This window comes from Methylobacterium sp. 1A, assembly GCF_058072805.1.
The window spans coordinates 984,594-1,007,520 of the sequence record NZ_JBYQVE010000002.1; the positions used below are offsets into that span (position 1 = coordinate 984,594).

Here is a 22,927-nt window from a genome sequence, read left to right on the forward strand (position 1 = left end):
CGACCGGCAGCGACGCGCGGGCCGCGGCCTGGGCTTCCGGTCGATAACCATTCCAATCTGCGCCTGTTCCGGAGCGCGCCGTCTCAACCCGTGAGCGAGGGTGGCGCGCCTGCGGCGCGCATATCGGCCGCCGCACCGTCCGACATTGCCGGCCCCACCCCGCCTCGGCTAACCCTCCTTCCCGCAGAGTCCACGCCGCACCCCGGAGCCACCGATGGCCGCGCTCGACGCGATCCTCAACGACATCGACACGGACCTGGAGAACGCCCTGGAGCGGCTGTTCGCCTTCCTGCGGATCCCGTCGATCTCCACCGATCCCGCCTATGCCGGGCATTGCCGCGAGGCCGCCGCCTGGCTCGCCCAGGACCTGACCGCGCTGGGCTTCGAGACCTCGGTGGAGGAGACCTCGCTCCACCCGGTGGTCCTGGCCCACCGGCCGAAGCCGGGCGCGCCGCACGTCCTGTTCTACGGCCATTACGACGTGCAGCCGGTCGATCCCCTCGACCTGTGGAAGACGCCGCCCTTCGAGCCGCACATCGCTGACGACGGCCAGGGCGGCAAGACGATCGTCGGGCGCGGCGCCTCCGACGACAAGGGTCAGGTGATGACCTTCGTGGAGGCATGCCGGGCCTATATCGCCATGCACGGCGAGTTGCCTTGCGGTGTCACGATCCTGATCGAGGGCGCCGAGGAGAGCGGCTCGCAGGGGCTGCCCGAATGGGTCGCGGCCAACCGCGAGAGACTCGGCTGCGACGTGGTGCTGGTCTGCGACACCGGCATGTGGGACCGGAAGACCCCGGCCATCACGTCGTCGCTGCGCGGGCTCGCCTATTTCGAGGTGAAGGTCACCTGCGCCGACCGCGACCTGCATTCCGGCTTCTTCGGCGGCGCGGCGCGCAACCCGATCCACGTTCTGTCGAAGATCATCGCCGACCTGCACGACGCGGACGGGCGCGTGACGATCCCGGGCTTCTACGAGGGCGTGCACGAGCGCCCGCCGGAGGTGCTGGAGCAGTGGCGCGGCCTCGGCCTGACGCCGGAGACGCTGCTCGGGCCGATCGGCCTCAAGGAGCCCGCGGGCGAGCGCGGGCGGATGCCGATCGAGCTGGTGCAGTCCCGCCCCTCCTGCGACGCCAACGGCATCATCGGCGGCTATACGGGCGAGGGCACCAAGACGGTGATCGCCTCCACCGCCTCCGCCAAGGTCTCGTTCCGCCTCGTGGACGACCAGGACCCGAAGCGGCTCGCCGAGAGCTTCGAGGCCTTCGTGCGCGCGCGGGTGCCGGCCGACTGCCAGGTCGAGGTCATCACCTACAAGGGCTCGCGGGCGATCAGCCTGCCCTTCGACATGCCGCAGCTCGGCGCCGCCAAGGCGGCGCTGCAGGACGAGTGGGGCGTGCCGGCGGTGACCGTGGGCGCGGGCGGCTCGATCCCGATCGTCGGCGACTTCAAGCGGATCCTGGGGCGCGACACCCTGCTGATCGGCTTCGGCCTCGACGACGACCGAATCCACTCGCCGAACGAGAAGTACGACCTGACGAGCTTCCACAAGGGCACGCGCTCCTGGGCGCGGATCCTCGCGGCCCTCGGCCAGGGCTGATCCCGGAAGGCCGATCTCAGCGGGCGGGCGCCGCCCGCATCTTCCCGTCGACCCAGGCCCAGAGCGCCCGGACCTCCTCGGCGGCCTGGCTGCCGGGGGCGAATTCCGTGACGCCGAGCCCGGTCGCCAGAGCGTCCTGGTGGTCGACCCGGTGGATGATCCCGGGCTCGGCCAGGACGCCCAGGGCGCGCAGCTGCGCCGCGTAGGCGCTGGTGCGCGGCGAGGGCGGCGGCGGGCACTGGTTCAGCACCAGGGCCAGCCGCTCCCGCAGGCCGAGTCCGACCAGCGCCTGGAGCGTCGGCCGGGCGGCCACGATGTCGAGCCGGGAGGGGCGGACCGGCATCAGGACGAAATCGGCGTCCTTCAGGGCCGGGGCGAGGCCGGACGCGCTGCCGGCGGTGTCGAGGACGGCGAGGGTCGTGCCCTGCTCGGCGAGGATGCCGAGGATCTCCGAGAGCTGGCCCATCTCCCAGGGCTGGACCCGGTCGACCGCGACGGCGTCGCGCGCGCGGTCGCTCCTGCCGTCGGCCTTGCGCAGGGCCCCCCAGCCGGCCAGCGAGCTCTGCGGGTCGAGATCGAGGGCGGTCACCTGCTCGCCCGCTTCCGCGGCGGCGACCGCCAGGGAGGCCGCCAGGGTGGTCTTGCCCGTCCCGCCCTTCTGCACCGCCAGGGCGAGGACCCGCAGCGGCCCGGCGGCGGGCCGGGGCGCGGTCTCCGGCGCCGGTTCGGATCCTTCGGGATCCATGCGTGTCCCACCTCTCCACATCTGCCAGCCGGGCCGCGGCCCGGGCGGCGCCGAATCGAACGCCCGGCACGACCGTGCTTAGCGTGACGGCGTGGGCCGGAGCCAGCGTCGCGCCCCGGCACCTGTGGACCGCCCCGGGGCGCTTTCGATCACCGGGCCCGCGGACCGGTCCCGGAATTCCGCCGCGAGGCCGCCGCGATACCGCATCGCGGGATCGCGCGCCGGGCCCGCGCGTTGGGCCGGCATCCCCACAGGTTGAGCGGCGCGCCAAGACCCTCGCCCCGACAAGCTCCGCGACAGGATCCCCATGCGCCTCGACCGCCGCCGCCTGCTCGGAACCGGTCTCCTGGCCCTTGCCGCCCCCGCGGCGCGCGCCGCGACGCCGTCGCCCCCGACGAGCCGGCCCGTGGGGACGCTGGAGCTCGCCATCGCGGCGGACGCGCCCTCGACCCCCACGGGGCTCGCCATCGCCCGGGGCGGCCGGATCTTCGTGATGATGCCGCGCTTCACCGGCGCGGAGCCGATCACCCTCGGCGAGGTGCTGCCCGACGGGTCGGTGAAGCCCTACCCGGACGCGGCGACCAACCGCCCGGATCCGGGGGCGCCGCAGGCGTCGCTGTTCCACGTCCCCAACGGCGTCTTCGACCGCGACGACACCCTCTGGATCCTCGATGCCGGCCTGCCCGCGGGCAAGGGGCGGCCGGTGCCGGGCGGCGCGAAGATCCTGGCGATCGATATCGGCCGGAACAGCGTCCGCCGGACGATCCCCCTCGACGCGGGCATCGGCCCGGATTCCTCCCTGAACGACCTGCGGGTCGACGTGCGCGACGGGCGGGCTCTGGCCTACGTCACCGACCAGGGCCAGTCCGGCGCGGGCGCGATCCTGGCGGTCGACCTCGACAGCGGGCGGGTGGTGCGGCGCCTCGCGGACCACGTCAGCACGCGGTCCGAGGAGGGCCTGGTCAAGTTCGTGGAGCGCCGCCCCGTGATGGAGCGGAAGGGCGACGCGCCCGAGAAGAGCCCGAAGGGCGGCGCCAACGGCATCGCGATCAGCCCGGACGGCCGCCGCCTCTACTACGCGCCGCTGATGAGCCGGCGGCTCTACGCGGTCGAGACCGCGGCCCTGCGCGATCCGGGCGTCGCGGACGCGGCCGTGGCCGCCGCCGTCGAGGATCTCGGCGAGAAGGGCATGACCGGGGGACTGACCACCGATTCCCAGGACCGGGTCTATCTCAGCCTGCAGGAGCACAACGCGGTCGGCCGGCGCCTGCCGGACGGCACCGTCGAGGTGCTGGCCGCCGACGACCGGCTGGTCTGGGCCGACACGTTCTGGATCACCCCGGACCGGTGGCTCTATATCTCGGCGGCCCAGGTCAACCGGCGGCCGGAATTCAACCGCGGGCGGGACCTGCAGCAGCCGCCCTACGCGATCCTGCGCATGCGCATCGACGCCGACCCAGTCCTGTAGCGGATCATGACGGACCTCTCGCACGACCCGGACTTCTTCGCCCTGCTCACCGGCAGCTACGCGCGGCGCCTCGGCGAGCCTCTGGTGCCGGCGGATGCGGACGCGGACTGGCTCTACGCGGCGGCCCCGTTCGCGGTGCTCGCCCATGACGGGGGCGCGGATCCGCGCTTCGTCTACGCCAACCGGACCGCGCAGGCCTGCTTCGGCTACGCGTGGGACGAGCTCGTCGGCCTGCCCTCGCGGCTCTCGGCCGAGGCTCCCGAGCGGGCCGAGCGGCAGCGGCTCCTCGACGCGGTCACCCGGGACGGCTTCAGCCGCGGCTATCGCGGCCTGCGGATCGCCAAGGACGGCCGGCGCTTCTGGATCGACGAGGCGGTGGTCTGGCAGCTCGACCGCGACGGCGCGACGGTGGGGCAGGCCGCGACCTTCGCCCAGTGGCGCGACGCGTGAGGGCCGGGCCGCGCCGATGCGCGCGGCCGCCGCCCGGTCAGCCGTCCTCCTCGATGCTGACCTGGGCGATCTGCACGGCGCCGCCGTTCCAGTGGGCCGCCACGACGTGGCCCAGCGCGACCGCGAGGACGCAGAGCACCACCGAGGCGAACACGTTGACCATGGCCCGGACCACCGCGCCGTTCCGCATGAGGTCGAGGGTTTGGAGGCTGAACGACGAGAAGGTCGTGTAGCCGCCGCACAGCCCGATCATCACGAACAGGCGGACGTTCTCGGAGACCGGGAAGCGGCCATGCGCCAGGGTCAGCGTGCCGAACAGGCCGATGATGAACGAGCCCGTCACGTTGATGAGGATCGTGCCCCAGGGCAGATCGCGGCTGATGGGCAGCGCCAGCACCGAGACGATGTAGCGGGCCAGGGTGCCAAGGGCACCGCCGATCATGACCAGAATGCAGGTGGTGAAGGACATGCGCGCTCCAGTTCGTCGGGCGGGCATGGGAAACCCGCCGTGGCGGCGGGTGCTTGCAAGACGCACTCCCACCGCCGGTTTCGCGGTAGGAGTCATCAGCCCTGACGGGCAGTTTCGGGGAACTCCATCCCCATCGGGACGGGGCATAGCGCCTGCCCGGGCCGAGCGCAACGGCCGTCCGGGCCCGCCCCTCGAGACCGTCCCTCGAGACCGCCTCTCAGGCCCGCCCTTCCTGCACGGCGTGGCAGGCGACACCGTCGCGGAGCGCCGGTACCTCGGTGCGGCAGCGGTCGTTCGCCAGCGGGCAGCGCGGGTGGAAGGTGCAGCCCGGCGGCGGGTCGATCGGGTTCGGGATCTCGCCGGAGACTGGCACCCGGGCGCGGCCGACATGGGCGAGGTCGGGCACCGCGTCGAGGAGCATCCGCGTGTAGGGATGGCGCGGCGCGGCGAACAGGTCCCTGGCGGAGGCGACCTCGACGAGGCGGCCGAGATACATCACCCCCACCCGGGTCGCCATGTGGCGGACCACGGCGAGGTTGTGGGAGATGAACAGGTAGGTGAGCCCCAGCCTGTCCTGCAGGTCGCGCATCAGGTTGAGGATCTGCGCCTGCACCGAGACGTCGAGCGCCGAGGTCGGCTCGTCGCCCACGAGGAACTCGGCCTGGCTCGCCAGCGCCCGGGCGATCGCCACGCGCTGGCGCTGGCCGCCGGAGAATTCGTGCGGGTATTTCCGCGCGTCGTCCGGGTGGAGCCCGACGAGGCCGAGCAGCTCGCTGACCCGGGCGCGGATCGCTCCCTCGCCGTGGATCAGGTTGAAGGCCCGGATCGGCTCGGCGATGATCTTTCCGACCCGCCAGCGCGGGTTCATGGACGCGTAGGGGTCTTGGAAGATCATCTGGATGCGCGCCCGCAGGCGCCGTCGGGCGGCGGCCTGGCGCGGGTCGGTCATCGAGACGCCGGTGATCGTCACCTCGCCGGCGGAGGGCGGCAGCAGGCCGACCACCATGCGGGCCACCGTCGACTTGCCGGAGCCGGACTCGCCGACGATCGCGAAGGTCTCGCCCTTCTCGATCGCGAAGCCGACCCGGTCGACCGCCGTGAGGAACTTGCGCGGCTCGCGCTCGATCACCCGGTTGAGCCAGGGCTTCGAGACGTCGAACCGGCGGCGCAGGTCGGTGACTTCGACGTAGGCGCTCACGCTGCGCGCTCCGCTGCATCGTACAGGTGACAGGCCACCCGGCTCGCGTCGACCGGGATCGGCTCGGGCCGCTCGACCCGGCAGCGGGCGAAGACCTTCGGGCAGCGCGGGTTGAAGGCGCAGCCCTTCGGGATGGCGGTGAGCCGCGGCATCGAGCCCGGGATCTGGCTCAGCCGGTCGGCCTCCTGCGACAGGGTCGGGATCGCCCCCATCAGGCCGACCGCGTAGGGGTGGTGCGGCTTGGCGATCACCGAGGCGACCGGGCCGATCTCGGCCACCCGCCCGGCATACATCACCGCCACCCGGTCGGCGGCCTCGGCGATGACGCCCATATCGTGGGTGACCAGCATCACCGCGGTGCCGTGCTCGCGGCACAGGCGCTTCAGCAGCGTGATGATCTGGGCCTGGACCGAGACGTCGAGCGCCGTGGTCGGCTCGTCGGCGATGATCAGCTCCGGCTCGGCCGCGAGCGCGAGCGCGATCACCACCCGCTGGCGCATGCCGCCGGAGAACTCGTGCGGGTAGCCGTCGATCCGCCGCTCGGGCGCCGGGATGCCGACCTCGGCCAGCAGGTCGATGGCGCGGGTCCGGGCCGCCTTGGCGGACAGGTCGGTGTGGGTGCGCAGCGTCTCGACGATCTGGTCGCCGACCCGGAACAGCGGGTCGAGGGAGGTCAGCGGATCCTGGAAGATCATGCCGATGCGCTTGCCGCGCACCCGCCGCATCGCCTCGGGGGAGAGGTTGTCGATGCGCTCGCCCCGCAGGCGGATCTCGCCGCCGGCGATCCGGCCGGGGCGGTCGATCAGCCCGATCACCGCCGAGCCGGTCACCGACTTGCCGGCCCCGGACTCGCCGACCACGCCCAGGATCTCGCCGCGGCCGATGTCGAACGAGACCCGGTCGATGGCGGTGAGCGGCCCGCGGCGGGTGTCGAAGGCGACCGTGAGGTCGCGCACGGAGAGGATGGTGTCGGTCATGCCTTGGCCGTTCCGGCGTCGGGCCGTCGGACGGCCACTCCCGTCCTTGCGAGCGGAGCGAAGCAATCCAGCGGCGCCATGGTCACCAATGTCGCGCTGCCCTGGGTCGCTTCGCTGCGCTCGCGATGACGATGCCCGATCATTGCAGCTTCGGATTGAGCGCGTCGCGCAGCCAATCCCCCAGGAGGTTGATGGCGATGACGAGCCCGGCGAGCGCCAGCCCCGGGAAGGCGACGATCCACCACTCGCCGGAGAACAGGAACCGGTTGCCGGTGCGGATCAGCGTGCCGAGCGACGGCATGGTCTCCGGCAGGCCGGTGCCGAGGAACGACAGGGTCGCCTCCGTGATGATCGCCAGCGCGAGGTTGATCGTCGCGATCACGAAGACCGGGCCGGTGACGTTCGGCAGGACGTGGCGGACCATGATCACCGGCGGCGACAGGCCGATCAGCCGCGCCGCCTGGACGTAGTCCTTGCCCTTCTCGACCATCACGGAGGAGCGCACGGTCCGGGCGTACTGCACCCAGAAGGACAGGCCGATCGAGACCACGATCAGCCCGATCAAGGGCCCGACGTCGAGGGCGCTGCCGAAGCTCGCCTTGGCGACGCCGTCCACCACCAGGGCGATCAGGATCGCCGGGAAGGTGAGCTGCACGTCGGCGACCCGCATGATCAGTGTGTCGAGGAAGCCGCCCGCGTAGCCGGCGATCAGGCCGAGGGCGATGCCGAGGATGCCGGAGGTCACCACCCCGAGCACGCCGACGACCAGCGACAGGCGCAGGCCGTACAGCACCGCCGAGAGAACGTCCCGGCCCTGGTCGTCGGTGCCGAGATAAAACGGCGCCTGACCGTCCGCCTGCCAGATCGGCGGCAGGTTGGAGTTGATCAGGTCGAGCTGGGCCGGATCGTAGGGGTTCTGGGGGGCGATCCACGGCGACGCGAAGGCGAGGCCGACCATCAGCAGCGTGGCGATCAGCGCCGCCACCGCCACCTTCGATCGCAGGAAGTTCGCCAGCAGGTCGGAGTCGCGCCAGCGCGCGAGCCGCGAGGGCTTCGCCTCCGGCAGCGGGACCGGCGGGGCGTCGCCCGCGTCGAGGTCGTATCCGCTCATCGGCCGCCCCTCACGCCGTGTCCGATTGGGAAGCTCAGGGAGGCACCTGTCGTCTTTGCGAGCGGAGCGAAGCAATCCAGCAGCGCCACGCCGACCGGACGCGCGCTGCACTGGGTCGCTTCGCCGCGCTCGCGATGACGGGGTGGCCAAGCGGAGGAGTCCGTCATGTCCGACCTCACGCCGTCCGCCCGGCGGGCAGCCGCAGGCGCGGGTCCACCACCGTGTAGAGGATGTCGACCACGAGGTTGATGGTCACGAAGATCAGCGCGACGAGCAGCAGGTACGCGGACATGATCGGGATATCGACGTTCTGCACCGCCTGGACGAAGAGCAGGCCCATGCCGGGCCACTGGAACACCGTCTCGGTGATGATCGAGAAGGCGATGACCGAGCCGAGCTGCAGCCCCGCGATGGTGATCACCGGCACCAGGGTGTTCTTGAGCGCGTGGCGCAGGTGGACGGCCCGGGTGGTGAGCCCCCGCGCCCGGGCGAAGCGGACGTAGTCGGTGCGCAGCACCTCCAGCATCTCGGCGCGGACCAGCCGCATGATCAGCGTCATCTGGAACAGGCCGAGCGTCACCGAGGGCAGGATCAGCGCCTTGAGCCCGGAGGCGGTCAGGAATCCGGTGGTCCACCAGCCGAGCCGCACCGTGTCGCCGCGCCCGTAGGAGGGCAGCCAGCCGAGCGTCACCGAGAACAGGTAGATCAGCAGGATGCCGATCAGGAAGGTCGGCAGGCTGATCCCGATCAGCGAGACCGCCTGGAACAGCCCGGCCAGCCAGGACTCCCGGCGCAGCGCGCAGTAGACGCCCATCAGGATCCCCACCACGAGGGCGAACACCGTGGCGCAGAAGGCGAGTTCCAGCGTCGCCGGCATGCGCTCGGCGAGCAGCTGCGAGACCGGCTGCCGGAACTGGTACGAGATACCGAACTGGCCCCGCACCACGTTGCCGGCGTAGCGGACGAACTGGACCAGGACCGGGTCGTCGAGGCCGAGATCCGTCCGGATCTGGGCCCGCTCGGCCACGGTGGTGTCGGGCCCGACGATCTGGTTCACGGGGTCGCCCGCGAACCGGAACATCGCGAAGGCGATGAGCCCGACGACCGCGAGGACCGCGGCCGCCTGGATCACCCGGCGCAGCAGGAAGGCGAGCACGCCCCGGCCCCTACTGCGGGTCCTTCGACACCCAGTAGAGCAGCAGCAGGTTGTCGGCGCGCTGGGTCAGGTGGACCTTCTTGGAGACGCCCCAGGCCAGCGCCTGCTGGTGCAGCGGGATGTAGCCCCAGTCGGCGTTGAGGACGTCGAAGCCCTCCTTGATCAGGGCGTCGCGCTTGGTCTTGTCGGTCTCGGATTCGACCTTGTCGGCGATCGCGTCGATCTTCGGGTCGCAGTAGCCGGCGAGGTTCCAGCTGCCCCGGCCCGACTTGTCGCCGGGCTTCCGGCAGCCGACGATCTCGTAGAGGATGTTGTGGCTGTCCAGCGAGGACGGGGTCCAGCCCAGCAGGTAGAACGAGGTGTCGTAGGCCGGCGCCAGCACCTTGGCGAAGTACTTGGCCTTCGGCTGGGCGTTCAGGTTCACCTTGACGTTGATGCGGGCCAGCATCGAGACCACCGCCTGGCAGATCGCCTCGTCGTTGACGTAGCGGTCGTTCGGGCAATCCATGGTCAGCGAGAACCCGTCCGGGTAGCCGGCCTGGGCCATCAGCTCCTTGGCCTTCTTGAGGTCGGTGGCCGGGCGCTTGAACTCGGCGCCGCGGTCGTAGAGGGCCGGGGCGATCATCAGCGCGGAGGGCACCGCCTGCCCGCGCATGACGCGCTTGGCGATCGTATCCTCGTCGATGGCGAGGTAGAAGGCCTCGCGCACCTTGATGTCCTTGAACGGGTTCTTGCCCTTGACGCTGGAATCCTTCAGCTCGTCCCGGTCCTGGTCCATGCCGAGGAAGATCGTGCGCAGCTCAGGTCCCGCCATCACGGTGGCGGTGCCGCTGGCGTTGACCCGCTGCTGGTCCTGCAGCGGCACCGGGTCGATCCAGTCGACCTCGCCGGAGAGGAGCGCGGCGACGCGGGTCGCCGGGTTGGCGATGGTGGTCAGCACCGCCTCGTCGAGGTTCGACTCGACCTTGCCCCAGTAGCCGTCGAATTTCTTGAAGACGGTCTTCACGCCGGGCTGGTGCTCGGTGATCACGAACGGGCCGGTCCCGTTCTCGTGCAGCGTGGCGTAGCTCGGGCTGGTGGCGCTGGGCGGCGTCGGCTGCACGACGCCGTTCTTCTCGGACCACGCCTTCGACATGATCACCCAGGTCGGGAACTGGGCGATGGCGATCGGGTTCGGCTTCTTCAGCACCATGTCGACGGTGAAGTCGTCGACCTTCACGAACTCGGCGTCGGCGGGCACGTTGGTGGTGAAGTTCGAGCCCGGGGCGCGGACGCGCTGGGCGGAGAAGATCACGTCGTCGGCGGTGAAGGGCGTGCCGTCGTGGAACTTCACGTTCTTGCGCAGGTGGAAGCGCCAGCGGGTCGGCTCGGGCGTCTCCCAGGATTCCGCGAGGCCGGGAGCGAATTTCAGGTTCTTGTCGAGGGTGACGAGGGACTCGTAGGCCGCCTGCTGCATCCCTTCCGTGAAGCTCTCCTTGAGGGAGTACGGGTCGAGGGATTTCAGGTCACCCTGGAAGGCGAAGCGGAAGACGTTGGCGGCCTGCGCGGGCAGCGCGGCGAACGCGAACGTCGCGACCGTGCTCGCGGCCACGCCGCGGGCGAGGGTCTTCAGGGCTGAGCGGGACAAGCGGATCTCCGAGACCGTGAATGCGCCACCGGCCGGCTGCCCCGGCGGTGTCCACCGCGGCGTCAGCAAGCATCGGACCATCTGTATACAAGACGAGGGCCGAGCCTGTCGCGGGGGCGCGACATCTCGTGTCTTCCGAAGCGCGTTCCGAAGCGCGTTTTCCCCGCTTCATCCCCGTTACAGAATCGCGGCTTCGACGCGCCCCGTCTTGGCGAGCGCAGCGAAGCCATCCAGGGCGGCGCCGCGCGACGGCGCGCTGCCCCGGGTCACGTCGCTCCGCTCGCGATGACGGAGCGCGCGGCCGGCGCCGGCCTACTCGGCCGCCACCCGCGCCGGCTCGTGCCGCGTCTCGGCCTCCGCCGCCTCGCCCTCCGCCACCGCCTTGCGCCGGAACAGGCGCATGACGACGACGAAGAAGACCGGCACGAAGAACACCGCCAGCACGGTCGCGGTGATCATGCCGCCCATCACGCCGGTGCCGATCGCCTGCTGGCTCTTCGAGGCGGCGCCGGTGGCGATGGCCAGCGGCACCACGCCGAAGATGAAGGCGAGCGAGGTCATCACGATCGGCCGGAACCGGAGCGTCGCCGCCTCGACCGCGGCCCGCACCACGGAGGTGCCGGGCTTCCAGAGGTCCTTGGCGAACTCCACGATCAGGATCGCGTTCTTGGCCGAGAGGCCGATGATCGTGATCAGCCCGATCTTGAAGTACACGTCGTTGGGCATGCCGCGCAGGTACACGGCCGCCACCGCGCCGATGACGCCGAGCGGGATCACCAGCATCACCGAGACCGGGATCGCCCAGCTCTCGTAGAGCGCGGCGAGGCACAGGAACACGATCAGCACCGACAGGGCGAGCAGCAGGCTCGCCTGGCTGCCCGCCTGCTTCTCCTGGTAGGACTGACCCGTCCAGGCGTAGCCGAAGCCCTTCGGCAGCTGCAGCATCAACCGCTCCATCTCGGCGATGGCGTCGCCCGACGTGTAGCCGGGGTTCGGCTCGCCGGTGAAGCGCACCGACTGGTAGCCGTTGAAGCCGACGATCTGGCTCGGCCCCATGCTCCATTTCAGCTCCGCGAAGGACGACATCGGCACCATCGTGTTGGTGGCGTTCTTCACCGCGTAGTTGAGGATGTCCGACGCGTTCATGCGCTGGAGCTGCTCGGCCTGCACGTAGACCCGCTGCATCTTGCCCCGGTTGGGGAAGTCGTTCGGGTAGACCGAGCCGAGGTTGAGCTGGATCGTGTTGTTGATGTCCTCGAACTTCACGCCGAGCGCGGCCGCCTTCTCGCGGTCGATCACCAGCTCCGCCTGCGGGGTCGGCGGCAGGCCCTCGATCTTCACCTTCTGGAGAACCGGGCTCTGCGAGGCCAGCTTCAGGAGCTGCTCCTGGGCCGACAGCAGGGCCGCGTAGCCGCGGTTGGCCCGGTCCTGCAGGCGGAACGAGAAGCCCGCCGCGTTGCCGAGGTTGTCGACCGGCGGCGGCTCCTGCGCGTCCACCGTGGCGTCGCGGTACGTGGCGAGGGCCGCGTTGGTGCCGGCCACGAGCGCGGCGGCCGAGTTCTTGGCGTCGCGCTGGCTCCACGGCTTGAGGGTGACGAAGGCCTGGCTGGTGCTCGGGGCCTGCCCCGAGAACGAGAAGCCGTTGAGCATCGTCACGGTGGCGACGCCGGGCTGCGCCAGCAGGTGCTCCTCGACCTTGCGCACCGCCTCCTGGGTGCGGTTGTAGGAGGCACCCGGGGGCGTCTGGATGTCGACCGTGAAGAAGCCCTGGTCCTCCACCGGCAGGAAGCCCTCCGGCAGGTTGACGAAGGCGTAGGCCGTGCCCGCCACCAGCGCGACGTAGACCAGCATCACCCGGCCGGACTTCCGGATGAACGCCGCGGTGCCGCGGCCGTAGCGGGCGGTCTCGCGATCGACGAAGCGGTTGAACATCCCGAACACGCCGCCCTTGGCGTGGCCGTGGCCCTTCTCGATCGGCTTCAGGAAGGTCGCGCAGAGCGCCGGCGTCAGCGACAGGGCGAGCAGCGCCGAGAACGCGATGGAGGTCACCATCGCGATCGAGAACTGCCGGTAGATGATGCCCACCGAGCCGGGGAAGAACGCCATCGGGATGAACACGGCGATCAGCACCAGGGTGATGCCGATGATCGCGCCGGTGATCTGCCCCATGGCCTTCTTGGTGGCCTCCTTGGGGGCCAGCCCCTCCTCGTTCATGATCCGCTCGACGTTCTCCACCACCACGATGGCGTCGTCGACCAGGATGCCGATGGCCAGCACCATGCCGAACATGGTGAGCACGTTCACCGAGAAGCCCGAGATCCACATCACCGTGACCGTGCCCATGAGAGCGATCGGCACCACGATGGTGGGGATCAGGGTGTAGCGGATGTTCTGCAGGAACAGGAACATCACGAGGAAGACCAGCACCACCGCCTCGACCAGCGTGTGCAGCACCTTCTCGATGGAGGCCTCCACCGCCGGGGTGATGTCGTAGGGGATGTCCCACTTCAGGTCCGGCGGGAAGAACTGGGACAGCTCCACCATCTTGGCGCGGATCGCCTTGGCGGTCTCGAGCGCGTTGCCGTCCGGGGCGAGCGTCACCGAGATGCCGGCGGCGGGGCCGCCGTTGAGGCGCGTGGAGAACTGGTAGGCGTCGCCGCCGAGCTCGATCCGGGCGACGTCGCGCAGGCGCACGTTCGAGCCGTCGGGATTGGCCCGCAGCACGATGGCGCCGAACTCCTCGATCGTGCCGAGCTGGCCCTTCACGATGATCGGCACGGTGAGCGCCTGCCGGGTCGGGCTCGGCTGCGCGCCGACCGAGCCGGAGGCGACCTGGACGTTCTGGTTGCGGATCGCGTCGGTGACGTCCGAGGCGCTGAGCGAGAGGCCGCGCAGCTTGTCGGGATCCACCCAGACGCGCAGCGACCGCTCCGTCGAGTAGAGCGTCGCGCGGCCGACGCCGGGGATGCGGCGGATCTCGTTGATGACGTTGCGGATCAGGAAGTCGCCGAGGCCGACCTCGTCCATCGACCCGTCCTTGGAGACCAGAGTGATGATGTTGAGGGTCGCGGCCGAGGCCTCCTCGACGAGGATGCCCTGCTGGCGCACCTCGGCCGGGAGGCGCGCCTCCACGCGCTTCAGCCGGTTCTGCACCTCGACCGAGGCGAGCGACGGGTCGGTGCCGGGCTGGAAGGTGGCGGTGATGTTGACCGAGCCGAACGAGTCGGTGGTCGACTCGAAGCTCATGATGTTGGCGGCGCCGTTCAGCTCATCCTCGATGAGCCGGGTGGTGCCGATGTAGAGGCTCTCCACGGAGGCGCCCGGATAGGCCGTGGACAGGGCGATGGAGGGCGGGGCGATCACCGGGTACTGCGCCACCGGCAGGTTCGGGATGGCGAGCGCGCCGCCGAGGCAGATGAACAGCGCCACCACCCAGGCGAAGACCGGGCGGTCGATGAAGAAGCGTGCCATGATCGGGCTCTCCCGGACTCAGTGGCGCTGCTGGACGGCGGCGGCCCGCGGGGTGACCTCCGCCTTGTCGCCCGGCACGTCGGGCGCCTCGTCGGTGTCGTGCTTCGGTCCGGTCTCGCCGTGGACCGGGGTCTGGTCGAGGGGCTTCACCTTGGCGCCGACGGTGATCTTCTGGAAGCCGTCGATGATGACGCGCTCGCCGGCCTTGAGGCCCGAGCGGATCAGCCAGTTCTGCCCGACCACCGGCCCGACCTCGACGGGCTGGCGCATCACGGTCTCGTCGGCGCGCACGATCCAGACCTCGGCGCGGCCGTCGTCGGTGCGCTGGATCGCCTGCTGCGGCACCGCGATCGCGTCGGAATCGATGCCCTGCTTGATCCGCGCCCGCACGTACATGCCGGGGAACAGCTCGTCGTGCGGGTTCGGGAACTGCACCCGCAGCGTCACCTGGCCGGTGCTCGGGTCGGCGGTGACGTCCGAGAACAGCAGCCGGCCCGCCAGCGGGTAGAGGGAGCCGTCATCCATGATCAGGTGGACGTTGGCGGTGTTGTCCTCCAGCCGCGCCAGCTCGCCGCTCGCGAGGTCCCGGCGCAGGCGGTTCAGCTCGCCGACCGACTGGGTGATGTCGACGTAGATCGGGTCGAGCTGCTGGATCGTGGCGAGCGCCCCCGTGGAGCCCGGCTCGATCAGCGTGCCCTCGGTGAGCAGCGCCCGGCCGATGCGGCCGGTGATCGGCGCGCGCACGTCGGTCCAGCCGAGGTTGAGCTGCGCGCGGTCGCGGGTCGCCTTGGCGCCGGCCACCTCGGCCTCCGCCTGCTTCTTGGCCGCGAAGGCGGCGTCGTACTGCGCCTGGCTCGCGGTGGCGCGGGAGAGCAGCTGCTCGAGCCGGTCGGCCTGCTGGCGGGCGAGCACCAGGGCGGCCTCCTGGCGGGCGAGGGCCGCCTCGGCGCTGGCGAGCTCGACCTCGTAGGGCGCCGGGTCGATCTTGTAGAGGATGTCGCCCTCCTTGACCTGGCTGCCCTGCTCGAAGAGCCGCTTGACCACGAGCCCGGAGACCCGGGAGCGGACCTCGGCGATGCGCATCGGCGCGACGCGGCCCGGCAGGTCGCGCAGGTAGGGGATCGCCTGGGGTTCCACCTTGACGAACCCGACCTCCGGCACCGGCGGGGCCGGCGCGGCGACCTGCTTCGGGTTGCAGGCGGCGACACCCAGCAGGAGCAGGGCCGCGGGCAGGAGGGCGGTCGCGCGGGCCGAGGCGCGGAACGACGACGGGATTCTGGCGGACAAAGTGCGGGTCACGATTACCGACGCTCCTGAAAGCATGCGTCTGCTGAGGCTGGCGCGGAGCGTGGGCCCGCGCATCGTCGAGTCAGATCCCGGGACCGGTCACGAGGCCGGTCGGACGAAGATCAGGACGGGCGCGCCATCATGCCGGCCGCGAGACCGGCGCGCGCGTCAGGCCCGGCGTGGAGGCCGGTGCGGCGAACCGTCCGGCGCGGAGGCCGGTACGCTGTCGGACCTGTAGTCGAACGATGCGGTGACAGTGTGACGGGGGCGCGGCGCGTCGACCGGCGGGCGCGGCAGCCCCAGTTCGGTGAGGATCTCGCTGTCGGCGGCGCAGAGATCGGTGCGGCCGAAGACCGAACGCTTGGCCTCGGACCGCTTGGCCTCGGGCTGCGCGTCCGGCGTGCCGGACAGGATCGTCAGGCGCGGGCTCGCGATGGCGCAGGCCGGGCCCTCCGGGCGCGCGGCCTCGGCCCGCGCGGGTGCGGCCACCAGCGCGGCCGTCGCGAGCACGAGCAGCGCCAGCGCGGCGAGGCCTCGAGCGAGGCGGTCCGGCAGGCCCGCGGCGCGGCGGGTCAGGAGAGCGGCGGATCGGATCACGAGTCTGAGATAAGCACGGCTGTCGCCGCGCGCAATCACCCACGGCGTCGCGCCACCCGCCCAGTGTTGCGCGCAGCACACAGCTGCGCCCGGAAGTGGCCATACCGGCGGGCCGGCCTCAACCTTGCCGTGAAGTCCGGGCCGGCTCGTCCCATGCGCGCAGGGGTTCCGCGCGGGCCCGGCCGAGATCTGCGAAGACCCGCCGAGATCCGCGAAGACATGCGAAGACCCGCGAGTCCCCGCGCCGCGACGAACGGAGGACGGAAGACCATGGCGAGACGGATCGCGCTACTCGGGCTCGCGGGCCTGCTGCTCGGGAGCGCCCCGGCGGCGGCCGCCAACCCGCTGGACAGGGGTCCGATCGCGGACTTCCTCAACATCTTCCGCAGCCAGGCGATCCCGCGCGAGACGGTGGCGTGGACCGGCAAGGAGAAGCCCGGCACCATCGTGGTCTCGACCCGCCAGCGCCGGCTCTACTACGTGCTCGGCGGCGGCGCGGCGGTCCGCTACGGCGTGGGCGTCGGGCGGCAGGGCTTCTCGTGGTCCGGCACCAAGACCGTCACCATGAAGAAGGAGTGGCCGGACTGGCGCCCGCCGCAGCAGATGCTGGCCCGCCGCCCCGACCTGCCGCGGTACATGGCCGGCGGCCAGGACAACCCGCTGGGCGCCCGCGCCCTCTATCTCGGCTCGTCGCTCTACCGCATCCACGGCTCGAACGAGCCCGAGACGATGGGCGCGGCGGTCTCGTCCGGCTGCATCCGCATGACCAACAAGGACGTGACCGACCTCTACGACCGGGTCCGCGTCGGCACCAAGGTCATCGTGCGCGACTGACCGGGCGGGCGGCCGCGACGGCCGCCCCCCTCCGGCCGCCCCCTCCTCCCGCGCCGCGGAGCCGCAGCCGGTGGCGTGCGCCCGCCCGCGTCGACAGGCGCGGCGGGCCGGTGTTAGGAGCCGCGCCGTCGGGCAGAGCCGGATCGCCCGACCGCCACGAGGTACAGCATGAACGAGCGCATCATCCTGCGGGCCGGCGAGGCCCTGGTCGCGGGCGGGCCGCCCAACACCGCCTCCGAGCCCGAGGTCATCATCGGCGAGCTCGACGGGCCGGTCGGCACCGCCCTGGCCACGCTGACCGGCGATCAGGTCGTCGGCCACAGCCGCGTCTTCGCCCTGCTCAACACCGACATCATGGTCCGCCCGGTCACCCTGTGCGTGTCCAAGGTCAGCGTCACCGAGAGCAAGTACACCTCGATCCTGATGGGCACCGTCCAGTTCGCCATCGCCAACGGCGTGCTGGACGCCGTGCGCGCCGGCTACATCCCCAAACACAAGGCCAACGACCTCGGCATCATCTGCTCGGTCTGGCTCAGCCCGGGCGTCATCGAGGCCCAGCACGTCGACCACAAGGCGCTGTTCGACATCCAGCGCCGGGGCATGACCGAGGCCATCCGCAAGGCCATGACCAACGAGCCCTCGATCGACTGGCTCCTCGAGAACCAGGACAAGATCACCCACAAGTACTACCAGATGGGCCTCGACGGAAAAATCTGAGCGCCCGGTCAGCGGCGGGCGGGGCGCGCACGATCCCGCGGGCGACCACGGCCAAGCCTGTCGCGATCCGGTGCCTTCGGGTAGGATGGCGGCATGAGCAGACGCGCCGATTCCCGTCCGTTCCGCCGCCTCGCGGCCGGCCTCGTGCTCGGGGCCTGCTGGCTCCCGGCCGGTCCCGCCGCCGCCCAGGCGCTGTTCTGGCCGTCCATCGGCTTCGCGCCGCTGCCCTCCTTCGCGTGGCCGCAGATGCCCGAGGACGCGTATGGCCGCTGGACCGGCTCCTACGCCCGCCTGTCGACCGGCTACGCGGTCAGCACGTCCCGTCATCTCGGCAGCTATTCGGGACCGACCCTCGGGTTCGAGGGCGGCCGGATGTGGCAGGAGGGCCCGATTCTCTACGGCATCAGCGGCGGGTTCGACTATCTCGCCGGCCTCGGCGGCAACCTCACGCCGGGCTACGGGCGGCTCGCCTATTCCAACGACTTCGCCGGATCCCTGGAGGTGAAGGTCGGCACCCTCGTCGCGCCGGACGTGCTGGTCTACGCCAAGACCGGCGCCCTGGCCCTGCACCAGACGCTGCGCGTCGGGCCGACCCCGGGGTCGCTGCCGTTCGCGCGCCAGGACATCGCGGTCCGGCCGGTGGCCGGCGTGGGCGTCGAGTGGGCGGTCACGGACCGCCTGTCGCTCGCGGTCGAGGCGGGCGTGGTCGGCGGCGGGATCCGCTGAGGCGCGCCCCCGCCGGCCTCGCCGAGCGGTGCCGTCCGGGGCGCGGCCGCCTATTTCGGCACGAACGCCCAGTAGTCGAGGTCGAGGATCACCGCCGGGTCGTAGCCGTCGCCGGCGCGGTCCGGGAAGGCGCCGCAGGGCTGGTTCTTGGTGGCGACCGTGCGCAGGCGCAGGAGCCCGACATCGTCGCGGCCGACATCGGCGGTCGCCAGCACCTCGCTCCAGGCATAGACCGTGTCGCCGGCGAAGAGCGGCGCCACGTGGCGGCCGGCGTTGATGCCCGCGAGGGCGAAGGCGTTGCCGAGCCCGTTGAAGCTCAGCGCCCGCGCCAGCGAGATCACGTGGCCGCCGTAGATCAGGCGCCGGCCGAAGCGGGTGTCCTTGGCGGCCAGCCCGTCGAAATGCACCTTGGCGGTGTTCTGGAACAGGCGCGTGGCGATCTGGTGCTCGGCCTCCTCGACGGTCATGCCGTCGACGTGGTCGATCTTCTCACCCACCGCGTAATCCGCGAAGCGGTGCGGGCTGCCGGCGAGGTCGGTGTCGTAGGCGGCGGCCGAGAGCTTCGGCAGGGCGCCCGCGAGGTCCTGCGGGTCGACCACCTTGGCGAGGCTCGGCACGTGCTCCTCGGCGATCGCCGCCTCGGGGTCGCGCTTGCGCACGAGCACCCAGCGGCAATAGCTCAGCACGGTCTCGCCGCGCTCGTCGGAGCCCACCGAGCGGACGTAGACCACGCCGGTCTGCCGGTTCGAGCTCTCCTTGAGGCCGATCACCTCCGACACGGTGGAGAGCGTCTCGCCCGGGTAGACCGGCCGCCGGAACCCGCCCTCGGCGTAGCCGAGATTGGCCAGCGCGTTGAGGGAGACGTCCGGGACGGTCTTGCCGAACACCATGTGGAAGGTGAGCAGGTCGTCGAGCGGGCTCTTCGGGTAGCCGATGGCCCGGGCGAAGGCGTCCGACGACTGCACGGCGAAGCGCGGCCCGTAGAGGCCCGTGTACAGCGCCACGTCGCCCACCGTCACGGTGCGCGGGGTGGCGTGGCGGATGGTCTCGCCGAGGCGGAAATCCTCGAAGAAGCGGCCGGGATTCGTCTTCACGGGCGTTCGACCCTACTGCGTGTAAACGTAAGCTGCGGGCACGGCGTATTCATGCAGCAGACGGCTGATGAACAGCAGCAGCAAGATGAGGATGATCGGCGAGATGTCGACGCCCCCGAGATTGGGCAGCAGGTTGCGGATCGGCCGCAGCACCGGCTCGGTCAGCCGGTAGAGCACCTCGCCGATCTGCGCGACGATCGGGTTGCGCACGTTCACCACGTTGAACGCGACGAGCCAGCTGAGAACCGCGCTTGCGATGAGGACGTAGATGAAAAGCTGGACGACCGTGTCGAAGAGCCAGATCAGGGCGTTCATGCGGGTCCGCGCGTATCCTTCGGGCCGCCCGCACCCCAGCGCCGGAGCGGCGCGCGGCGGGCGACGTTGAAACAGGGAATTGACAGGCTGAGCCGCCCGCGCCTACAAGGCCGGCGCCTCGACGGGGCTGTAGCTCAGATGGGAGAGCGCCGCAATCGCACTGCGGAGGTCAGGGGTTCGAATCCCCTCAGCTCCACCAGGCTTTCCTGGTGACAAGACAGCGTCCCGGTTCCGCAGCGATAGCGCTGGCGCGGCCGGGACTTAGCGCCGGTCCGCGGAGATCTCTTCCCGCCCCGCGCCACCTGCCCGATCCCACATCCCGACCCGTGACCGCGCCTGGCTCCAGGTCTCGGTCCGGGCTGCCCGGGGATCCCCCGCCGCGAGCCGAGGCCGCGTCCGGGCCGGCGGCGAGCCTGCAACCATCGCGGCGCGGCAGGGTTCGGTCCCGATCGGAGACGGAGGAGGTCGCGTGGCGTCCTGGATCGAACAGGCAGTCTGGTGGCAGGTCTTTCCCCTCGGCTTCGTCGGAGCCCCCGACGAAGCCGAACCGGCCGCACCGGTCACGCACCGCCTCGCCCACCTGCACGGCTGGCTCGACTACGCGGTCGAGCTCGGCGCGTCCGGGCTGGCGCTCGGGCCGATCTTCGCGGCCTCCACGCACGGCTACGACACGGTCGACCATTTCCGCATCGACCCGCGCCTCGGCGACGCGGCCGATTTCGACGCCCTGGTCGCGGCGGCCCGGGCCCGCGGCCTCCGCGTCCTGCTCGACGGCGTGTTCAACCATGTCGGGCGGGCGCACCCGGCCTTCCAGGACGTCCTGCGGCACGGGCCCGAATCCGAGCGGGCCGGCTGGTTCCGGCTGTCCTGGCCGCGGGGCTCCGGCCCGGGCATCGAGCCGGACTACGCCTGCTTCGAGGGGCACCGGCAGCTCGTCACGCTCAACCACGACGACCCGCGCGTCGCCGACCACGTCGCCGCCGTCATGGGCCACTGGCTCGCCCGGGGCGCCGACGGCTGGCGGCTGGACGCGGCCTACGCGGTGCCGCCGCGCTTCTGGGCGCGCGTGCTGCGGCAGGTCCGCCTCGCGCATCCGGAGGCCTACATCGTCGGCGAGGTGATCCACGGCGACTACGCCCGCATCGTGCAGGACACCGGCATGGATTCGGTGACCCAGTACGAGCTCTGGAAGGCGATCTGGAGCGCCCTCAACGATCGCAACCTGTTCGAGCTGGCCCACGCCCTGGACCGGCACAACGGCCTTCTCGACAGGTTCGCGCCCCTGACCTTCGTGGGCAACCACGACGTGACGCGCATCGCGAGCCGGCTCACCGACGAGCGGCACCTGCCGCACGCGCTGGCGATCCTGCTGACCTGCGGCGGGACGCCCTCGATCTACGCCGGCGACGAGCAGGCCTTCCGCGGCGTGAAGGAGGAGCGGGTCGGCGGCGACGACGCCATCCGGCCGGCCTTCCCGCCGACGCCCGCGGATCTCGCTCCCTACGGCTGGCCGATCTTCCGGCTGCACCGGGACCTGATCGCCCTCCGGCGGCGCCACGCCGGGCTCCACCGCGCGCGGGCGCGGGCGCTGCATCTCGCCAACGCGCAGATCGTGCTCGCGCTGGGCGACGGGAGCGCGCGGGTGCTGACGGCCCTGAACCTCGCCGACGCGGACGCGACGCTGCCGGTGCCGGAAGCCCGGGCGATCGAGGCCGGCACCGGCGATCTCGCCGAGGCCGGCAGCACCGGCGCCCGCGTGACACTTCCGGCCCACGGCTGGGCCGTCCTGACCGTGTGACCGCCGCGCCTCGGCCGGAAAGGGGCCGGAAAGGGGCCGACCGCCCGCTCTCCCTAGCCGGTGCGGCGGGCCGTCCAGCGCCCCGCGCAGTCACCGAGCCCGGACAGCGTCCAGCGGCCGGTCCCGGCGGACCCGCGCAGGCGGCCCGTGACCGAGACGCTGGCCAGCCCCTTGCGGATCGTGCCGGTGATCCGGCCGTCCGGCCCGGCCCGGCCGGAGGCGTCGACGCCGTTGCCGCCGACGTCGTCCACGGTCCCGTCCCGGATCACGATGGGATAGCTGTAGGGCCCCGTGCAGCTCCCGCTCTCCGCGGTGGCGATGACCGACCAGGACCCGTCGAACCGGTTGGCCGCGGAGGCTCCCGTCGCGGCGCAGACGGTCGTGCAGGCGGTCAGGATCAGGGCGGGCGCGAGCCGTGCGGCGCGAAGTCGGGTCATCGTCTCCTCAGGGATGGTCTCGGATCTCGAATGGGATTCCTCCGTGCCGGGCGACCCCGTCGCGCGGCACGGCGCGCGGGCGGACCGTCAGCCGGTGTGGTCACCCGACGGAGCGCCGGGAGCCGGAGCTCGGGGTGAAAGGGCAACGGGCCGGACGCGCGCCCGGAGCGGCGCGGGCGCCCGGCCTCGCGGCCGTGCCGGACAAGAGGGCCATCCGCCCGGCACAACCTCGGAAAAGGGGCGCGGAACCCGGCGGCGCCCGACGGCGCACGGCGCGTTCCACGACCGCGATATGGGGCCTAACACATTCGTGGGAATGAGATATTTTTACCAGTACGCGGTGTTTCTCACCGGCTCCGCGGGATGCCACGCGCCGACATGTCTCAGCGGGCCATCCCGGTAGACACGCCGTTCCGCGACAGGCCGGTCGGCCCGGCGCGGCCGCCCGCGGGGCGGCTGCGCAGGAACGTGTCGAGCCATGCGGGCATCCCGGTTCCGGGCCGGAACGCCGCCCGGCGCTCCCAGGCCTTCAGGAGGGTGAGCCGGACGAGGTCGTCCCCCTGGACATCGCCCGCGATGGCGTCGCGGGTCAGCGTCAGCGCGCGACAGCGCAGGTCCGGCACGGCGTCGACCAGCGCCGCCCCGAAGCCGACCGGGACCTGCCCCTCGGCCTCCGCGGCGTCCGCGGCCTCCGACAGGCGGTCGAGCAGGCGTCTTAGACGCGAAGTTTTCTCAAGTTCTGCAACTTCTGGAAAATTCTCGCGCCGACTCGTACATGATGTCGCACCCGGGGCGGAGATCACGTCCCCGTGTTCCGCGGGCCCCCGCACTAGTCGGTCAATATCCTGCA

The 22,927-nt window shown here is 71.5% G+C and carries 21 protein-coding genes, 1 tRNA gene and 1 riboswitch; of the genes, 8 read left to right on the plus strand and 14 right to left on the minus strand.

Features of this window, described 5'->3' with window-relative positions:
• Positions 1–214 precede the first annotated feature (214 nt).
• On the plus strand, positions 215–1,600 hold the full coding sequence (locus ACX9MN_RS24915) for a M20/M25/M40 family metallo-hydrolase (protein WP_042672005.1): 1,386 nt from the start codon (positions 215–217) through the stop codon (positions 1,598–1,600).
• Positions 1,601–1,616: 16 nt separating this feature from the next.
• Here ACX9MN_RS24915 and ACX9MN_RS24920 read toward each other — a convergent pair whose 3' ends face one another.
• Positions 1,617–2,345, minus strand: a complete 729-nt coding sequence (locus ACX9MN_RS24920) for a ParA family protein (protein ID WP_056524449.1) — start codon at positions 2,343–2,345, stop codon at positions 1,617–1,619.
• 307 nt (positions 2,346–2,652) lie between these two features.
• Between ACX9MN_RS24920 and ACX9MN_RS24925 the strand changes: the two genes are divergently transcribed.
• On the plus strand, positions 2,653–3,813 hold the full coding sequence (locus tag ACX9MN_RS24925) for an SMP-30/gluconolactonase/LRE family protein (protein ID WP_427508575.1): 1,161 nt from the start codon (positions 2,653–2,655) through the stop codon (positions 3,811–3,813).
• 6 nt (positions 3,814–3,819) lie between these two features.
• Complete coding sequence (locus tag ACX9MN_RS24930) at positions 3,820–4,263, plus strand: MEKHLA domain-containing protein (protein ID WP_020091337.1); 444 nt, start codon at positions 3,820–3,822, stop codon at positions 4,261–4,263.
• 37 nt (positions 4,264–4,300) lie between these two features.
• On the opposite strand, the gene crcB is transcribed toward ACX9MN_RS24930, so the two are convergent.
• The 9 genes from crcB to ACX9MN_RS24975 all read right to left on the minus strand — a co-directional run bounded on the left by crcB (position 4,301) and on the right by ACX9MN_RS24975 (position 16,156).
• Positions 4,301–4,732 (minus strand): fluoride efflux transporter CrcB, encoded by a 432-nt coding sequence (gene crcB, locus ACX9MN_RS24935; protein ID WP_489725726.1) that lies wholly within the window; start codon positions 4,730–4,732, stop codon positions 4,301–4,303.
• A 79-nt stretch (positions 4,733–4,811) separates the two neighbouring features.
• Positions 4,812–4,873, minus strand: a riboswitch (Fluoride riboswitch).
• Positions 4,874–4,949: 76 nt separating this feature from the next.
• Positions 4,950–5,930 carry an ABC transporter ATP-binding protein gene (locus ACX9MN_RS24940; protein ID WP_489725727.1) on the minus strand — a complete coding sequence of 327 codons (981 nt, stop codon included), beginning with the start codon at positions 5,928–5,930 and terminating at the stop codon, positions 4,950–4,952.
• Positions 5,927–6,907 (minus strand): ABC transporter ATP-binding protein, encoded by a 981-nt coding sequence (locus tag ACX9MN_RS24945; RefSeq protein WP_056524459.1) that lies wholly within the window; start codon positions 6,905–6,907, stop codon positions 5,927–5,929. Before ACX9MN_RS24945 ends, ACX9MN_RS24940 begins: the two co-directional genes overlap by 4 nt.
• A 139-nt stretch (positions 6,908–7,046) precedes the next feature.
• Positions 7,047–8,018 carry an ABC transporter permease gene (locus ACX9MN_RS24950; protein ID WP_489725728.1) on the minus strand — a complete coding sequence of 324 codons (972 nt, stop codon included), beginning with the start codon at positions 8,016–8,018 and terminating at the stop codon, positions 7,047–7,049.
• Between the two features lie 175 nt (positions 8,019–8,193).
• A complete protein-coding gene (locus ACX9MN_RS24955) occupies positions 8,194–9,174 on the minus strand; it encodes an ABC transporter permease (protein WP_042672011.1) in 981 nt (326 codons plus the stop codon).
• A 10-nt stretch (positions 9,175–9,184) separates the two neighbouring features.
• Complete coding sequence (locus ACX9MN_RS24960; protein ID WP_042672016.1) at positions 9,185–10,801, minus strand: ABC transporter substrate-binding protein; 1,617 nt, start codon at positions 10,799–10,801, stop codon at positions 9,185–9,187.
• A 312-nt stretch (positions 10,802–11,113) separates the two neighbouring features.
• On the minus strand, positions 11,114–14,272 hold the full coding sequence (locus ACX9MN_RS24965) for a multidrug efflux RND transporter permease subunit (protein ID WP_482958944.1): 3,159 nt from the start codon (positions 14,270–14,272) through the stop codon (positions 11,114–11,116).
• Positions 14,273–14,290: 18 nt separating this feature from the next.
• The gene (locus ACX9MN_RS24970; protein WP_026604651.1) at positions 14,291–15,571 is read right to left on the minus strand and encodes an efflux RND transporter periplasmic adaptor subunit; all 1,281 of its coding nucleotides are present in this window, start codon (positions 15,569–15,571) and stop codon (positions 14,291–14,293) included.
• Between the two features lie 156 nt (positions 15,572–15,727).
• Positions 15,728–16,156: a hypothetical protein gene (locus ACX9MN_RS24975; RefSeq protein ID WP_056524471.1), complete on the minus strand. Its 429-nt coding sequence runs from the start codon at positions 16,154–16,156 to the stop codon at positions 15,728–15,730.
• A gap of 270 nt (positions 16,157–16,426) precedes the next feature.
• On the opposite strand from ACX9MN_RS24975, the gene ACX9MN_RS24980 reads away from it, so the two are divergent.
• From ACX9MN_RS24980 to ACX9MN_RS24990, 3 genes are all read left to right on the plus strand, one after another.
• Positions 16,427–16,990 (plus strand): L,D-transpeptidase, encoded by a 564-nt coding sequence (locus ACX9MN_RS24980; RefSeq protein ID WP_020091347.1) that lies wholly within the window; start codon positions 16,427–16,429, stop codon positions 16,988–16,990.
• A 168-nt stretch (positions 16,991–17,158) separates the two neighbouring features.
• Positions 17,159–17,707, plus strand: coding sequence for a formaldehyde-activating enzyme (locus tag ACX9MN_RS24985; RefSeq protein ID WP_012321386.1), 549 nt, complete (start codon positions 17,159–17,161; stop codon positions 17,705–17,707).
• Positions 17,708–17,800: 93 nt separating this feature from the next.
• Positions 17,801–18,433 carry an outer membrane protein gene (locus tag ACX9MN_RS24990; protein ID WP_091927855.1) on the plus strand — a complete coding sequence of 211 codons (633 nt, stop codon included), beginning with the start codon at positions 17,801–17,803 and terminating at the stop codon, positions 18,431–18,433.
• A 50-nt stretch (positions 18,434–18,483) separates the two neighbouring features.
• Here the strand turns inward: ACX9MN_RS24990 and ACX9MN_RS24995 are convergent, their stop codons facing one another.
• Both ACX9MN_RS24995 and ACX9MN_RS25000 read right to left on the minus strand, forming a co-directional pair.
• Positions 18,484–19,527: a MaoC family dehydratase gene (locus ACX9MN_RS24995; RefSeq protein ID WP_043353002.1), complete on the minus strand. Its 1,044-nt coding sequence runs from the start codon at positions 19,525–19,527 to the stop codon at positions 18,484–18,486.
• Between the two features lie 12 nt (positions 19,528–19,539).
• Entirely contained in the window at positions 19,540–19,842 is a 303-nt protein-coding gene (locus tag ACX9MN_RS25000; RefSeq protein ID WP_020091350.1) for a YggT family protein, read from the minus strand.
• 123 nt (positions 19,843–19,965) lie between these two features.
• Between ACX9MN_RS25000 and ACX9MN_RS25005 the strand changes: the two genes are divergently transcribed.
• Together ACX9MN_RS25005 and ACX9MN_RS25010 are read left to right on the plus strand one after the other, a co-directional pair.
• Positions 19,966–20,041, plus strand: a tRNA-Ala gene (locus ACX9MN_RS25005).
• Positions 20,042–20,311: 270 nt separating this feature from the next.
• Positions 20,312–21,640 (plus strand): alpha-amylase family glycosyl hydrolase, encoded by a 1,329-nt coding sequence (locus ACX9MN_RS25010; RefSeq protein WP_489725729.1) that lies wholly within the window; start codon positions 20,312–20,314, stop codon positions 21,638–21,640.
• Positions 21,641–21,693: 53 nt separating this feature from the next.
• Here the strand turns inward: ACX9MN_RS25010 and ACX9MN_RS25015 are convergent, their stop codons facing one another.
• Together ACX9MN_RS25015 and ACX9MN_RS25020 are read right to left on the minus strand one after the other, a co-directional pair.
• A complete protein-coding gene (locus ACX9MN_RS25015; RefSeq protein ID WP_489725730.1) occupies positions 21,694–22,077 on the minus strand; it encodes a hypothetical protein in 384 nt (127 codons plus the stop codon).
• 383 nt (positions 22,078–22,460) lie between these two features.
• Complete coding sequence (locus tag ACX9MN_RS25020; protein ID WP_489725731.1) at positions 22,461–22,880, minus strand: RNA polymerase subunit sigma-70; 420 nt, start codon at positions 22,878–22,880, stop codon at positions 22,461–22,463.
• Between the last annotated feature and the right edge of the window lie 47 nt (positions 22,881–22,927).

Coding starts and splice junctions, on each gene's coding strand:
- ACX9MN_RS24915 (WP_042672005.1), top strand. CDS start 215: ATGGCCGCGCTCGACGCGATCCTCAACGACATCGACACGGACCTGGAG.
- ACX9MN_RS24920 (WP_056524449.1), bottom strand. CDS start 2,345: ATGGATCCCGAAGGATCCGAACCGGCGCCGGAGACCGCGCCCCGGCCC.
- ACX9MN_RS24925 (WP_427508575.1), top strand. CDS start 2,653: ATGCGCCTCGACCGCCGCCGCCTGCTCGGAACCGGTCTCCTGGCCCTT.
- ACX9MN_RS24930 (WP_020091337.1), top strand. CDS start 3,820: ATGACGGACCTCTCGCACGACCCGGACTTCTTCGCCCTGCTCACCGGC.
- crcB (WP_489725726.1), bottom strand. CDS start 4,732: ATGTCCTTCACCACCTGCATTCTGGTCATGATCGGCGGTGCCCTTGGC.
- ACX9MN_RS24945 (WP_056524459.1), bottom strand. CDS start 6,907: ATGACCGACACCATCCTCTCCGTGCGCGACCTCACGGTCGCCTTCGAC.
- ACX9MN_RS24950 (WP_489725728.1), bottom strand. CDS start 8,018: ATGAGCGGATACGACCTCGACGCGGGCGACGCCCCGCCGGTCCCGCTG.
- ACX9MN_RS24965 (WP_482958944.1), bottom strand. CDS start 14,272: ATGGCACGCTTCTTCATCGACCGCCCGGTCTTCGCCTGGGTGGTGGCG.
- ACX9MN_RS24980 (WP_020091347.1), top strand. CDS start 16,427: ATGGCGAGACGGATCGCGCTACTCGGGCTCGCGGGCCTGCTGCTCGGG.
- ACX9MN_RS24985 (WP_012321386.1), top strand. CDS start 17,159: ATGAACGAGCGCATCATCCTGCGGGCCGGCGAGGCCCTGGTCGCGGGC.
- ACX9MN_RS24990 (WP_091927855.1), top strand. CDS start 17,801: ATGAGCAGACGCGCCGATTCCCGTCCGTTCCGCCGCCTCGCGGCCGGC.
- ACX9MN_RS25000 (WP_020091350.1), bottom strand. CDS start 19,842: ATGAACGCCCTGATCTGGCTCTTCGACACGGTCGTCCAGCTTTTCATC.
- ACX9MN_RS25015 (WP_489725730.1), bottom strand. CDS start 22,077: ATGACCCGACTTCGCGCCGCACGGCTCGCGCCCGCCCTGATCCTGACC.